The organism is Cohnella phaseoli (assembly GCF_003386235.1).
GTDB lineage: Bacteria > Bacillota > Bacilli > Paenibacillales > Paenibacillaceae > Cohnella > Cohnella phaseoli.
The window spans coordinates 71,150-83,931 of record NZ_QRDZ01000027.1 but is presented as its reverse complement, the minus strand read 5'-3'; the positions used below and the strand labels follow the sequence as shown (position 1 = coordinate 83,931).

Below are 12,782 nucleotides of genomic sequence, written 5' to 3'. Positions count from 1 at the left end.
CAATCTCGTTCGTTCTGCCCTTACGCTCAACATGCTCGCTCACGACAATCTGCTTGAACCTCTGTCGGTCAGCTCTCCGAAAAAGTTGCTATAAGGCATAAACCGGGCCAGTACCTCGGCGACCTTGCTCATTCGTTCCTCCAGGTCGCCCCTCAGCGTGATGTAGGGAATCCGGCGCTGCTTCAAATCCGCAATGATCTGCTTGTGGAACACATGGCGCTTCTGATCCCCGCTCCGGTCCCATGTATCGTCGTACGGAATGTCGTCGTCGCACAGGAAGAACAGGTCGTACCGCTGCGCGTTCTCGAGCGCAATCCGGGTGAGCAGCTCCGGCGCCGTTCCGTGATAATCAAGCGCGAACATATAGGTCGTAATCGCATTAGTGTCCACAAACAAGTAGCGATTCGCCTCCAGCAGCGCCTGCTCTTCACGTTCAAGGTGGCCGATCGCAATCTCGTCGAAGGCCGGCAGATCGATTCTGCGGTCCACTTGATGCTCGGTCCAGTAATCCCGGCCGTATTCGCTTGCAAACGTCGTTCCGTACCGTTTGGCCAGCGCCTCGGTAATCGTGGATTTCCCCGTCGACATCGCTCCTACGAAGACGACTTTAACGATCAAGTCCCGATAGACGATATCGCTGACGAATTCCCGGTATTTGTACGGATCGGAGCGAACCATCGTCGCCGAGATCGGCACGACGCCGCGCGCTTCGTCCACCCGCCGGTCGATTGCGCCGAGCGCCTTGCTCATATGCTCGCCATAAAACTCGCTGGAATAGAAATGCGTCACCTGCTCGCCGTTCAACAGTCCGAGAATGTACTGTTCCTCGCGAATCTCGTGCTCCCGGTCGTTCGAATAGCCGTCCGGCCCGGCCCACGCCTCGATGACTCTGACGGTCGGGTACAGCTTGCGAATCCAGGCGGCGCGAACCTGCAGCGGAACCGGAGTCACATCCGTCTCGTAAATGACCACGATCAGCTCGTCGACCTCGCGCAAAGCCGTCTCGAACATATATTGATGTCCCTTATGCAGCGGGGCGAATTTGCCCAGCGTTAAACCCAACGTTTTCATGCCCGCGCCTCCCTTGCCCCTTTATTCCACGTGTAGTAGCCGTATATCGCATTGACCAGATACGCGCTCCACATCACGATCATCAGCATGCCGTCCGGGCTGCCGTCCGCCGTTCGGATCACCCACAGCAGCACCGTGAAAACATTAAGCACAATGTAGACAAGCCATTGCTCCTTGTATCTTCTCACCATCAAAATCGTCGCCACAATCGATAAAACAGTCGTCAGCGCGTCGATGTAAGGCGAATTCTGCCCCTCGATCAACGACAGGCCATACCCGAGAGCACCGCTGCCCGCCACGCAGATCGCCGCCACAATCACCAAACCTCTAATATCCAGCTGCCTCATACTAACCTGTTGATTGCCGCGAAGATGCTTCTTCCACATAACGAAACCGACCACATTCATCGGCACGAAGAATAGCAGGTTCAGCCCCACCTCGCCGAACAGCCCGTTCGTGTAAGCCAGATAAGCGTAACCGAACGTATTGTACATTCCGAACACGTAAGTCATCAGATTGCCTTTGGCCGCCAATACGACGCAGAGGACGCCTGTGAGAAACACGGTAAAACCAAATACAGTATCCTTCATAATAACCGTCAACGCGATGGCGACTCCCGAAAACAAAGCCAGCCATGCGATCTCGTAAACGTTCCAACTGCCCCACAGCTTCTTCATCCGTATCCCTCCGACTGCCGCCCGCCCATCGAATGCTGAAGCGAACATCTTTGTAATGTTTTGATAATAACAATTTGTTAATATCAAAAATAACAGAAAGACCGACGGGATGCAATCCTTTTTTTACCGAAGCGTCGACAAAACCTCCGCCAACCGCCCGATCCCTTCCCCAATCCGTTCCGCCTCGACCATGGACACGTTCAGCTTAACGATTTTGCGCCTCGGGAAGTCGGCGAGATAGTTGATGTTCGCCGTCTCGACAACGACGCCCCTGCGCTCCGCGCCTTCGATCAGTCTATCTACATTCACGCGCCGATCCAGCTCGATATGCGTATGCATGCAACCGGTCGGCCCGGCCAGCCGGACGAGGTCCGGAAGCGTCGCGCCCATGACGCCCACCGCATCGTTCAGCGCTTGGGCGCGACGGAGATAGGGCGTCTGGATTTTATCACGGTGATGCTCGAACATGCCGCTCTGAATATAGATTTCCAACGCACCCTGCGAGATCATGGAGCTGTCGATGTGGATATACGTCCGATATTCCTGAAAAACGGGCATCAGCGTCGGAGGGAGCACAGCCACGCCGATCCGCAGTCCCGGAAACATAATCTTCGAATAGCTTTTCAAGTAGACGACGCGATTGTGCGCATCATAGCTGTAGATCGGGTCCGCCTTGGCATCCCGTTCGAAGTCTGCGAGAAAATCGTCCTCGACGATGTACACGTCATACTTATGCGCAAGCTTCAATATCGCCAGCTTCTCTTGCTTTGAATAGGACGTTCCGAGCGGATTGTGAAAGCGGGGCATCGTGCAGAAAAACTTGATGTCGCCCTGTCGAAACAGTTCCTCCAGCCGGGCCAGATCGATTCCATGGGCGGTTCTTTCGATCCCGAGGGCTTTGCGGCCGAACCGATTCAAGTACTCCACGACCAGATGATAACCCGGCTGCTCGACGAGAATCGTCTCCTTTCCGTTCGGAAACGGCATCGAGATCAGGATAAACAGCGCCTCCTGAACGCCGGACGTCACAATCAGCCGCTCCTCCTTGGCGAACACCTGATGGCTTTCCAGCTGCTGTTTGGCAGCTTTCAGCAGCGCGGGCAGCCCTCTCTGCGTTCCGTAGCCGAACAAATCCCGCTGATAGAAATCCATCGCCTTGCGGATGCAGTGCTGGAATTCTGCATAAGGGAACGCGTTCCAATCCGGCGCAGCGGTCGCGAAGTCGTATTCGCCCCGAGGCTCCCGCGCGGACTGGAACGACCTCTTCAGCACGTAATGTCCGCTACGCGGAACGACATAGGCCAGCTTCCGATTTTCCAGCTCCTTTAGCGCCTGGATTGCAGTACTCTTGTTGCAGCGATAGACTGCGCAAAGCTCGCGAACCGAGGGCAGCTTTTTTCCCTCTCGATAGGTTCCCTGCTTGATGCCTTCCTCCAATTCGTCCGCAATCCGATAGTAGATATACATGCTCCCGCTCCTCTGTACCGGTACAGTTACCGGTTTCTTTCATTGTAACCGAACTGTTTCGAGGTTACGATGTCGTTATCGCTATTTTCGTTTGGAGGATCCATCTATGAATCAGACCGGCAAAGCTTACATCGCAACGCTCGTTTACACCGCCATCATCGGCTTTTCTTTCCTGTTCGTGAAAATCAGCCTGACGACTGCCAGCCCGCTCGACACGCTAGCGCATCGATTCACGATCTCGCTGCTCGCGGCCTTGATCCCGGTGGCGCTCGGCAAGATCAAGCTCTCCCTCGGGCGGAAGGATCTACTCGCCATTCTACCGATCGCGCTGCTCTATCCGGCAGGCTTTTTTCTGTTCCAGACGTTCGGACTGGCCTATACGACGTCTTCCGCGGCCGGCATCATCCAAGCCTGCATTCCCGTGTTTACGCTGGTGATGGCCGCTTCCTTCCTGAAGGAGCATTCCACCCTGCAGCAAAAGCTGGCCATCCTGCTCTCTACGGGCGGCTTCGTCTTCATCTTCATCATGCAGGGCGTTCATCCGGCCGGCGCGTCTTTGCTCGGCTCGTTCCTGATTCTCTTGTCCTCTCTGTCCTCCGCCGGTTACAGCGTTCTCGTGAGGAGGACCAAAGGCAGGTTCTCTCCATTCGAGCTGGCGTTCGTCACGATTTCATTCGGATTTATCGTATTTAACGTCTCGGCGCTGATTCAGCATCAAGCCAGCGGTACGTTGTCCACCTATTTCGAGCCTTTGGGCGACAGCAGCTTCCTGATGTCCGTACTCTACTTGGGAATCGCGGCTTCGTTAGGAAGTGCGCTTCTGTCCAATTATGCCCTGTCCGTGCTGAAAGCTTCGCAGGTCAGCGTCTTCATCAACCTGGCTACTGTCATTACGATGGTGGCGGGCGTTCTGTTCCTGGACGAAAAGCTGTTTTACTACGACTTGATCGGAGCGGCCGTCATTATCGCCGGCGTCGTCTTCACGCAGATCCGACTGTTCCCGGCAGCTCCGGAAGTCAGACGTTCTCCTTCAGTGAAGCGATCGCTTTAACGATCCGTTTGCGCCTCGTCTCCTCCGTCTTGGCCTCTTCGATGGAAAGAACGATTCGCCTCTTGTTGCTGTAGGACAACCCTTCGAACGCCTTATGCGCGTCGGGCTCTTCCGCCAGCGCGTCCGCGAAGTCCGGCGGAACCTCCACCTCGCGAGGCTCGAGATCGAGCTCGATGCCGACTTCGACCTCGTCTCCGGCGGCGACTCCGGCCGCCGTCCGGTTTTCCGCGCTTAACGGGATCATAAACCTTCCGCCCATAACGGCTACCGTCGTTCTGTACGTATGGCTGCCAACGGTGACACGGACCGCTGGCTTCTTGCCTTGGCCGAGAGAAGCCACTACCTCATCAGGCACATGCAAACCTGTGGCGGTCTTGCCGGCAAGCTCGATCGTCGTTTTGAATTTCATTGCGGTCTCCTCCAATCTTTTTTCGATCCGAAATCAACCCTTTCTGCCGAGAAGAGCCAGTTGGACGATAATGCAATAGAGCGGAAAATCCGCCTTAAATGCGGGGACTCAGCCATTTTGAGGAAAATAGGGCGGATTCTCCGTTATAATTTCAGGAAAAGCGGATTTTTTGAAAAATAAAGCGGGAAACCCGCATTAGTCGCGCCGAATCAGCCCCGCATCCGGAAATAAAGCGGAAGATCCGCTTTATTGGCAAATATGGAATCGACGGGATCTGCACCTCCTCCTGCAAACGCTCCTGCACCGCCATCGCGCACGCTAAGAGGTGCCGTACCTATCGCGCTGTTCCCCGCATCTCCATCCTTCAAGTACGAAACTTCGCAAATCCGATGTCTCCAGCTCACCCAATATCCTCCGCAGCCGCTCGCCCCGCCGTCCGGCCCGAGAACAGACAGCCGCCGAGGAAGGTGCCTTCCAGCGCGCGGTAGCCGTGCATGCCGCCTCCTCCGAATCCGGAAGCTTCGCCGGCAGCGTAGAGACCGGGGACCGGTGCACCGTCCGTGCCTAGTACTCGCCCGGACAGATCCGTCTGCAGGCCGCCGAGCGTCTTGCGGCTGACGATATGCAATCTTACGGCGATCAGCGGTCCGCTCTTCGGGTCGAGCAGCTTGTGCGGTCGCGCGACGCGTATGAACTTGTCGCCTTTGTACTGGCGCGCGCCGCGAAGCGCGGTAATTTGCAAATCCTTCGTAAACGCGTTGTCCATCTCCCGGTCCCGCGCCAGCACCTGCCTCTCGATCTCTTCGAAGCGGAGCAGCCCTTCTCCGGTCAGCCGGTTCATTCCGGCCACCAGCTCCGCCAGATTGTCGGCCACGACGAAATCCTCGCCTTTGTCGAGGAAAGCCTGAACCGGAGCGGTAGGTCCCGGCAGCACCCGAGACAACACCTGCCGTACGCTCTTGCCCGTTAAATCCGGAGTCTGCTCCGAGCCGGACAGCGCAAATTCCTTCTCGATGATTTTCTGCGTCAGAATGAACCATGAATAATCGTAACCCGTGTGGCGAAGCGTCTCCAGCGTGCCGAGCGTATCGAAGCCGGGGAAATTGGGAGCAGGCAGTCTCTTGCCTCGGGCATCGAGCCACAGCGATGACGGTCCGGGAAGAATGCGAATACCGTGGTTCGGCCAGATCGGGCTCCAGTTGCGGATCCCCTCCGTATAATGCCACATCCGGTCGCGGTTCACGATACGCCCTCCGGCCTCTTCGGCAATGCCAAGCATTCTGCCGTCCACGTGGGCGGGAACGCCGGATAGCATGTGCTTTGGGGGCTCGCCTAGTCGGCTCGGCCAGTTGGCTCGAACAAGATCGGGGTTGCCGCCAATCCCTCCGCTTGTGACAAGCACCGCTCGCGCACGGTATTCGAAGTCCCCAGTGATGTCGCGGGAGCTGGCTTCTCCTCTTGCCGCATCGCTGGCCGCAAGTACGGAACCGCTTACACCGACGACCGCGCCTTGCTGGCGAATCAGACGATCGACGCGATGGCGCGGCAGGTAGACGAGCCTTCCGCCGTCTCTATGCTCACGGACTCGCCGTTCGAATGGCGCGACGATCGCCGGCCCCGTCCCCCACACGATATGGAATCTCGGCACGGAGTTGCCGTGACCTTCCGCCAAATAGCCGCCTCGCTCCGCCCAGCCGACGATAGGAAAGAAGCGCACGCCCAACCCGTGAAGCCAGGCTCTTTTCTCTCCGGCAGCGAAATCGATATAAGCCTCGGCCCATTTCCGCCCCCAATGATCCTCTTCGGCCCTGTCAAAGCCCGCAGAGCCCATCCAATCCTGCAAAGCCAGTTCCTTCGAGTCCTTGACGCCCAGCCGGCGCTGCTCCGGAGAGTCGACCAGAAACAGCCCTCCGAACGACCACCACGCCTGTCCTCCGAGCGAGGCTTCCGGCTCTTGATCCAGCAGCAGCGTTCTCTTCCCCTTGTCGGCAAGCTCGGCGGCGGCGACCAGCCCGGCGAGTCCCCCTCCGACTACGATCGCATCGAACTCTCTCTCCATGGAACCTTCCCCCTTATCGCGAATAACGTCCCTTGTCGGTCGAATTACACGAGCCGGTTCAGCTCTCCCGCTCCGTAATACTTCTCGTACTCGTGCATGGCGAATTGATCCATCATGCCGGAGATAAAGTCCGCTACGTTTCGCAGCCGCTCGGCCTCGTCGGCAAACATCCGATACTCCGGAGGAAGCAGCTTAAGATCGGCGTTGGTCCGCTCGTCGGCAAACACTTGAAACAAACCGCGCAGAACCTTCTCGCCCCTCTTTTCGTACAGCTGAACCGAGGGGCGACGCATTATCAGGAGAAACACGAGCTTTTTCAGCCCTCTGGCCAGCTCTCCGTATTCCTTGTAGTCCAGCCGCTTCTTCGCTTCGTAATAATGAATGTCGCGAATGAGCCGATTCACGATGACCGACGTAAGCTCCTTGCGAAAAAGAAAGGAATATTCCTCCGACGAGCCTAGATGACGGCCTTTGTAGGCAAATTCCCGGCAGTCCTTGACGATCCGGTCCAACTCGCCGTAAGCCGTCTTGTACTTGTCGTCAATATGAAACTCGTACAGCAGATCGTCGATCGTAAACAGATTCTGGCTGAGGCAATCCTCCAGGTCATGCGCCGCATAAGCGATCTCGTCGGCAAGATCCATGATCTGCATATCGATCGTCCGCACTTGCTCCATCCGGATGCCGCGCTCCTCAAGTACCTGGATAATCCCGTCGTAGTCCTCGTCGTAGATAAATTTTTTGTTTTGGCCGCCCTCATGCCTCTGGAAATACTTGACCACGCCAAGCTGCGTTCGAAAGGTCAGATTCAGGCCGCGGTAGGCATGGTGCTTCTTCTCCAGCTTGCGCAAAATGCGCAGCGTCTGGGCGTTCCCCTCGAATCCCCCGATCTTGCCGACCAGCTCGTTCAGCACCGTCTCGCCGTGATGGCCGATCGGAGGATTGCCAAGATCGTGGGCCAGCGCGCACGCTTCGGCAACGAACGTGTTTTCGATGCCCATGTCCGAGGCGATGCCCCGGGCGATCTGTGCCACCTCCATGCTGTGCGTCAGACGATTGCGGATAAAATGATGCTGATCGACTCCGAGCAGTTGCATTTTCCCTTGCAGCCTGCGAAAGGAGGCCGAATACAAAATTCGCGCATAATCCCGCGAATATTCGTCTCGTCCCCGTTCGGCGGATTCGCCGGGATGAAGACGGAAATCCAGGTCTCGGACAAGCTCCGCCTGATCCCGCACGTATTCAAGCGTTATCGGATCGTAGTGATGCGCCATCGCCTTTCCTCAATCCTTCCCGAATGAAGTCTGCCAGCAGATCGATTTTGTTCAGATTGCCGTCCGTATTGTTGAGAATCAGGTCGCACACGGCCAACGCAGCAATCTCATCGTCGTAAGAGCTTAGCCGGGTGCGAATTTCCTCAGGGCTGTGACCCCGCGACGCAAGCCTCCTTCGGCAATCCTCTTGGTCCGATTTCACGCCGATCAGCAGCGTACGGTCGCGAAACAGCTCTCTCAGCCTTCCCGCGCCGGCTTTATCTAAAATGACGGAACGCGGCAGCCCCCCGCGAACGATGTCCTCGATCAGCTGCAGCGGCGTACCGTACAGGTTGCCGTGATACTCGGTCATCTCCACCATCTGTTCCCGTTCGTACAGAAGCTCCATCTCGGAACGGCTTTTGAAGAAATAGTCCGTCCCGTCGACTTCCCCTTCGCGCGGTGGACGAGAAGTCCACGTCACGATCCGGGGCAAGCCGAGCCGCGACTGAATCGTGCTTTTGCCGGAGGCGCTAGGCCCTTGAAGCACCACAAGCGATATCGACATATTGGCCTCCCTTGCTTTATCTGTTTAGACTTAATAGCCTTATTAGGCTTATGTTTACACTATACCTTCTTTTCGCCAGGAATGCAGTCCTGCGTAAACAAGGAAAAGCGGGAAAGAACGTCGAATGAATACGATACTATGAAGCGAATCCACGATTCTAAATTATTGAAATCCGCCGTCATCGCCAGCCTGTTTCTCGGCTTCCTGCTCGGTCTGAGATGGTTCTGGTCGGAAATCTTTTCTACTCCGGAGCATCCAGGCGTTGTTCAAGGCACGCTCGACTTGCGAGGCTGGGACTTCGACGCCAATCCCTCCATCCCGCTCGACGGGGAGTGGACGTTCTATCCCTTGGCTTTCGTAGACCGCGACAACGAAGCGCTCCAACCGGCAAGTACAAGCAGGTTTATCCCTGTTCCGGAAAGATGGATGAAACTCGGCATGAATGGCTTCGATGGCGCCTATGGCTACGGTACGTACAAGCTGCGCATTCTGATCGATCCCGATCCCGATCTCGACCTGGGCTTCTGGATCCAGGAAATCGCCGCCTCTTCCCGCGTGCAGATCAACGACGATAAAGCTCACGAATTCGGCAAGGTGGGAGCGAGCAGCGACACTTACGTTCCCAGCGCACGGGCGTACTTGTTGTCCTACGAAACGAAAGGCATCGGGGAAATCGACCTATTCATTCAAGCCTCCAACTTCGATCACTTCTCCAGAAGCGGAATTACCCGATCTATCCGAATCGGCACTCGGGATGCAATAGATCGCGAATGGTGGTACTCGATCGGCTTTCAACTCGTCACCTTCGCCATCCTACTTTTACACGGTCTGTACTCCTGCATCCTTTTCGTGTTCAGCCGACGACAGAAAGAATTTCTGATTTTCACACTGCTACTCTTCGCTGCCGGCATATCAGTCGTCACATCCAACGAAATCATCCTCCTTAATTGGCTGCCGGTCAATTACACGTGGATGATCAAAATCCGGCTACTTTCGTATATGTGGCTCTCCGTTCTCATTCTGATGTTGGGCAGAATTTTCGCGGGAAGAGCGGGGAGATCCGCGGCGTACCGGATCTTCTTCGGATCGTTCCTCGCCTACACGCTATTCGTCCTGTTGGCGGACGTTAAGCTCGTCAGCTACAGCTACTGGCTAAGGATCATGACTTTCTATTACATAGTACCGCTAGCGGCATTTTCCTGGATCATCGTAAAGATGATACTCGAGCGGAAAAACGACGTTGTCTACCTGTTTCTCGCTATCGTCAGCGTGCTGTCCAGCGTCATCTGGGGCATCGTCAATTCATCGAATGACAATACGAGCGTCTATTATCCGATCGATATTATCGTAGCGATCATCGCATTCTCCGCCTATTGGTTTAAGCGCTACTTCCGCAACGCGGAGGAAAATACCCGGCTTAACGTTCAACTCAAGGAAGCGGACAAGCTAAAGGACCAGTTTCTGGCCAACACCTCGCACGAGCTGCGAACGCCGCTGCACGGGATGATGAATATGGCCGGCAGCATTTTAGAGCGGGAGAAGCTGGTGCTTGGCGAGAGAAGCGTTGCGGAGATGGAACTGCTCGTTACGGTGGGCCGGCGCATGTCGCATCTGCTCGACGATCTGCTGGATGTCGTCAGATTGCAGGAAAAGAGGATCGTTCTGCAGAAGGAGCCGTTGTCCGTCGCTTCAATCGCTTCCGGCGTCGCCGCTATGCTGAGGTTTATGACCGACGGCAGGCCCGTTCGACTCGTGACCGATATCGCGGACTCGCTCCCGCATGTGTTGGCCGACGAGAAAAGACTGGTACAAATTTTGCTTAATCTGCTGCACAACGCATTGAAATTCACCGATGTCGGGACGGTAACGATCTCGGCGGCCCCAGAGAACGGAAGGGTCGTTATTCGCGTCAGCGACACCGGCTCCGGAATGGACGAAGAGACGCGGCGACGGGTATTCCTCCCTTACGAGCAAGGGACCCCGGGCATGAACGAGGACGGCGGCATCGGCCTTGGCTTGAGCATTTCCAAGCAGCTCGTTGAGCTTCACGGCGGCGAACTGAGCGTCGACTCCGAGCCGGGCGTCGGTTCCGTGTTCAAGTTTGCTTTGCCGGCAGTCGATCAGCCGCTGCCTAGCGCGGCCCGATCAGACGAAGCGAACGTCGGATCCCGTGAAGCTGCCGCCGCACTCTTGCTCGAAACGCCTGCCACCTCCCCGGCTTCCAACGCTTCGACGACGGCGGAGATCAATGCCGGAAATGCGAATATCCTTGCCGTAGATGACGATCCGGTCAACTTGAAGGTGCTTGCCGGCATTCTTTCATCCGAACCGTACAACGTGTTTACCGCAACCTCCGCCCGAGAAGCGCTTGAGCGGCTTGCCTTGGGCACATGGGATTTGGTTGTCGCGGACGTAATGATGCCGCAGATGTCCGGCTACGAGCTAACCGTCAGAATACGGGAACGCTTCTCGATGTCGGAGCTCCCGGTTCTTCTGCTCACCGCGCGCAGCAAGCCCGAGGACATTCAGGCCGGCTTCGTTGCCGGAGCCAACGATTACTTAACTAAACCGGTCGAAGCGACAGAGCTGAAATACCGGATCCGGGCGCTGACCGCCTTGAAGCAGTCCGTTAGCGAACAGCTTCGTTTGGAAGCCGCCTATTTGCAAGCTCAAATACATCCCCACTTTCTGTTCAACGCCCTGAACTCGATCATGGCGCTGAGCGACGAAGATACGGATAGGATGCGCAAGCTGGGGAACGCCTTTACTTCTTATCTGCGGATCAGCTTCGATTTTCTGAATTCCGGCAAGCTTGTTGAGCTATCCCACGAGCTGGAGCTTGTCAACTCCTATCTATACGTCGAGAAGGAACGGTTTGAGGACAAGCTGAACATCGTCTGGGAGGTAGAAGCCGATGTGAGTCCGATGCTGCCTCCGTTGACGATCCAGCCCTTGGTGGAAAATGCGGTTCGACATGGGGTCCGAAGCCGAGCTCAAGGAGGCACAGTGCGAATTCGGATTGCGCGACAGGACGATTGTGCGTTGATTGAGGTTTCCGACGACGGCATCGGGATGGATGAGGGGAAAATAGCTCGATTGCTGGATTGGGCGAACAGAGGCAAAGGCATCGGAGTGGCCAATACGAATCGCCGATTGACTCAGCTATACGGGCAAGGCCTGCTCATCCACAGCATTCCCGGCGAAGGGACGACCGTGTCTTTTCTCATTCCGCATCCAAGCTAGCGAGGTAAGCAAAAGGCCCTCATATTCCGCGGAAGAGCGGAGTGTGAGGGCCTTTCGTCTACTTAATGCGAGACCTTCAGCTTCTCAATGTCCGGGCCGGGGAGCCCCGTCACTTTGGCGATCAAATCGACAGACAGGCCTTCTTCCAACATTCGGGCCGCGACTTCGATCTTTCCTTCGGTCATCCCTTCAATCTTGCCTTCGATCTTGCCTTCGTTCAGCCCCTGCATGTAGCCTTTCCGCTCATACGAGCTCATCAGTCCCATCAACGGTTCCTCCTTTTCGGGATATTCTTTTATAAACTCCGCCCGAACCTCTTGCTGTTCGGTCTTGGTCGATTTCATGTAGGTTTCGAAAAACAACGTCATTAAGGATAGTTTAGCAAGGTTTTGCTCGGTTTGGAATATCATGCGCAGAAAGGCCATATACACCTCTTTGCGCTCCTTGCGCCTATAACCCATGCTGCTTAGCAGCGCGGCCGCAACCGGATTGTCCGAACGGGCGAACGTCCGCCAATCCTGCCGGCAAAGCTGGAGCGCGTAGTAGTCGAACCTAAGCACCTCCTTGAACGGCAGCTTCCAGCGGAACGAGTCCGGCTCGACTACCCTCGACCGGTGGCTGAACACGGCGATCGGCACGATCGGCTTGCGATGCTTCTCGTACAGTCTCGCTGCGTAAATAAACATTCGCTCGGCGAACTCCTCCTCCCGATAGGACTGCGGCTCCAGATGCACGAGAATGAACGCCTCCTCTTCCCTCAGCCTTGTCTCGACGAGCAGGTCGACCCGCCCTTTTTTGCCGCCCGTCAAATCTGTCACCACCTCTTCAGACAGAAACACGACATGCTCGAAATCGAGCGCTTCCGCCACCTCCGGGAAAAACAATTCAATGAATTCCTTGAAAAAGGTACGCAGCAGCGTCTTAAACAATCGATCGTGATCGATCTCCAACGGTACCCCTCCTTTGCAGCCAAGAAAAACAAAA

Annotated in this window: 11 protein-coding genes; 2 read left to right on the top strand and 9 right to left on the bottom strand. The window is 56.1% G+C overall.

Annotation, left to right across the window (positions count from 1 at the left end):
• Window positions 1–39: 39 nt before the first annotated feature.
• The 3 genes from DFP98_RS27660 to DFP98_RS27650 form a co-directional block, all read right to left on the bottom strand.
• Window positions 40–1,071 carry an AAA family ATPase gene (locus DFP98_RS27660; RefSeq protein WP_116063874.1) on the bottom strand — a complete coding sequence of 344 codons (1,032 nt, stop codon included), beginning with the start codon at window positions 1,069–1,071 and terminating at the stop codon, window positions 40–42.
• Window positions 1,068–1,748: a nicotinamide riboside transporter PnuC gene (pnuC, locus tag DFP98_RS27655; protein WP_116063873.1), complete on the bottom strand. Its 681-nt coding sequence runs from the start codon at window positions 1,746–1,748 to the stop codon at window positions 1,068–1,070. Before pnuC ends, DFP98_RS27660 begins: the two co-directional genes overlap by 4 nt.
• A 123-nt stretch (window positions 1,749–1,871) precedes the next feature.
• Window positions 1,872–3,215: an aminotransferase-like domain-containing protein gene (locus DFP98_RS27650; protein WP_116063872.1), complete on the bottom strand. Its 1,344-nt coding sequence runs from the start codon at window positions 3,213–3,215 to the stop codon at window positions 1,872–1,874.
• Between the two features lie 106 nt (window positions 3,216–3,321).
• On the opposite strand from DFP98_RS27650, the gene DFP98_RS27645 reads away from it, so the two are divergent.
• The gene (locus DFP98_RS27645) at window positions 3,322–4,266 is read left to right on the top strand and encodes a DMT family transporter (protein ID WP_116063871.1); all 945 of its coding nucleotides are present in this window, start codon (window positions 3,322–3,324) and stop codon (window positions 4,264–4,266) included.
• Here DFP98_RS27645 and DFP98_RS27640 read toward each other — a convergent pair.
• The 5 genes from DFP98_RS27640 to DFP98_RS27620 form a co-directional block, all read right to left on the bottom strand.
• The gene (locus DFP98_RS27640; RefSeq protein WP_116063870.1) at window positions 4,232–4,675 is read right to left on the bottom strand and encodes a YdeI/OmpD-associated family protein; all 444 of its coding nucleotides are present in this window, start codon (window positions 4,673–4,675) and stop codon (window positions 4,232–4,234) included. The two genes, DFP98_RS27645 and DFP98_RS27640, sit on opposite strands and share 35 nt — an antisense overlap.
• A 209-nt stretch (window positions 4,676–4,884) precedes the next feature.
• Window positions 4,885–5,079 carry a hypothetical protein gene (locus tag DFP98_RS27635; protein WP_116063869.1) on the bottom strand — a complete coding sequence of 65 codons (195 nt, stop codon included), beginning with the start codon at window positions 5,077–5,079 and terminating at the stop codon, window positions 4,885–4,887.
• Window positions 5,076–6,734: an FAD-binding dehydrogenase gene (locus DFP98_RS27630; RefSeq protein ID WP_116063868.1), complete on the bottom strand. Its 1,659-nt coding sequence runs from the start codon at window positions 6,732–6,734 to the stop codon at window positions 5,076–5,078. The genes DFP98_RS27635 and DFP98_RS27630 overlap by 4 nt, the downstream gene beginning before the upstream one ends.
• A gap of 44 nt (window positions 6,735–6,778) precedes the next feature.
• Complete coding sequence (locus tag DFP98_RS27625) at window positions 6,779–8,008, bottom strand: deoxyguanosinetriphosphate triphosphohydrolase family protein (RefSeq protein ID WP_116063867.1); 1,230 nt, start codon at window positions 8,006–8,008, stop codon at window positions 6,779–6,781.
• Entirely contained in the window at window positions 7,977–8,555 is a 579-nt protein-coding gene (locus DFP98_RS27620; RefSeq protein WP_116063921.1) for a guanylate kinase, read from the bottom strand. The genes DFP98_RS27625 and DFP98_RS27620 overlap by 32 nt, the downstream gene beginning before the upstream one ends.
• Before the next feature lie 165 nt (window positions 8,556–8,720).
• On the opposite strand from DFP98_RS27620, the gene DFP98_RS27615 reads away from it, so the two are divergent.
• A complete protein-coding gene (locus DFP98_RS27615; protein WP_342772514.1) occupies window positions 8,721–11,798 on the top strand; it encodes a hybrid sensor histidine kinase/response regulator in 3,078 nt (1,025 codons plus the stop codon).
• 62 nt (window positions 11,799–11,860) lie between these two features.
• Here the strand turns inward: DFP98_RS27615 and DFP98_RS27610 are convergent, their stop codons facing one another.
• Window positions 11,861–12,748, bottom strand: coding sequence for an Rpn family recombination-promoting nuclease/putative transposase (locus DFP98_RS27610; protein ID WP_116063865.1), 888 nt, complete (start codon window positions 12,746–12,748; stop codon window positions 11,861–11,863).
• Window positions 12,749–12,782 lie beyond the last annotated feature (34 nt).

Coding starts and splice junctions, on each gene's coding strand:
- DFP98_RS27660 (WP_116063874.1), bottom strand. CDS start 1,071: ATGAAAACGTTGGGTTTAACGCTGGGCAAATTCGCCCCGCTGCATAAG.
- pnuC (WP_116063873.1), bottom strand. CDS start 1,748: ATGAAGAAGCTGTGGGGCAGTTGGAACGTTTACGAGATCGCATGGCTG.
- DFP98_RS27650 (WP_116063872.1), bottom strand. CDS start 3,215: ATGTATATCTACTATCGGATTGCGGACGAATTGGAGGAAGGCATCAAG.
- DFP98_RS27645 (WP_116063871.1), top strand. CDS start 3,322: ATGAATCAGACCGGCAAAGCTTACATCGCAACGCTCGTTTACACCGCC.
- DFP98_RS27640 (WP_116063870.1), bottom strand. CDS start 4,675: ATGAAATTCAAAACGACGATCGAGCTTGCCGGCAAGACCGCCACAGGT.
- DFP98_RS27630 (WP_116063868.1), bottom strand. CDS start 6,734: ATGGAGAGAGAGTTCGATGCGATCGTAGTCGGAGGGGGACTCGCCGGG.
- DFP98_RS27625 (WP_116063867.1), bottom strand. CDS start 8,008: ATGGCGCATCACTACGATCCGATAACGCTTGAATACGTGCGGGATCAG.
- DFP98_RS27620 (WP_116063921.1), bottom strand. CDS start 8,555: ATGTCGATATCGCTTGTGGTGCTTCAAGGGCCTAGCGCCTCCGGCAAA.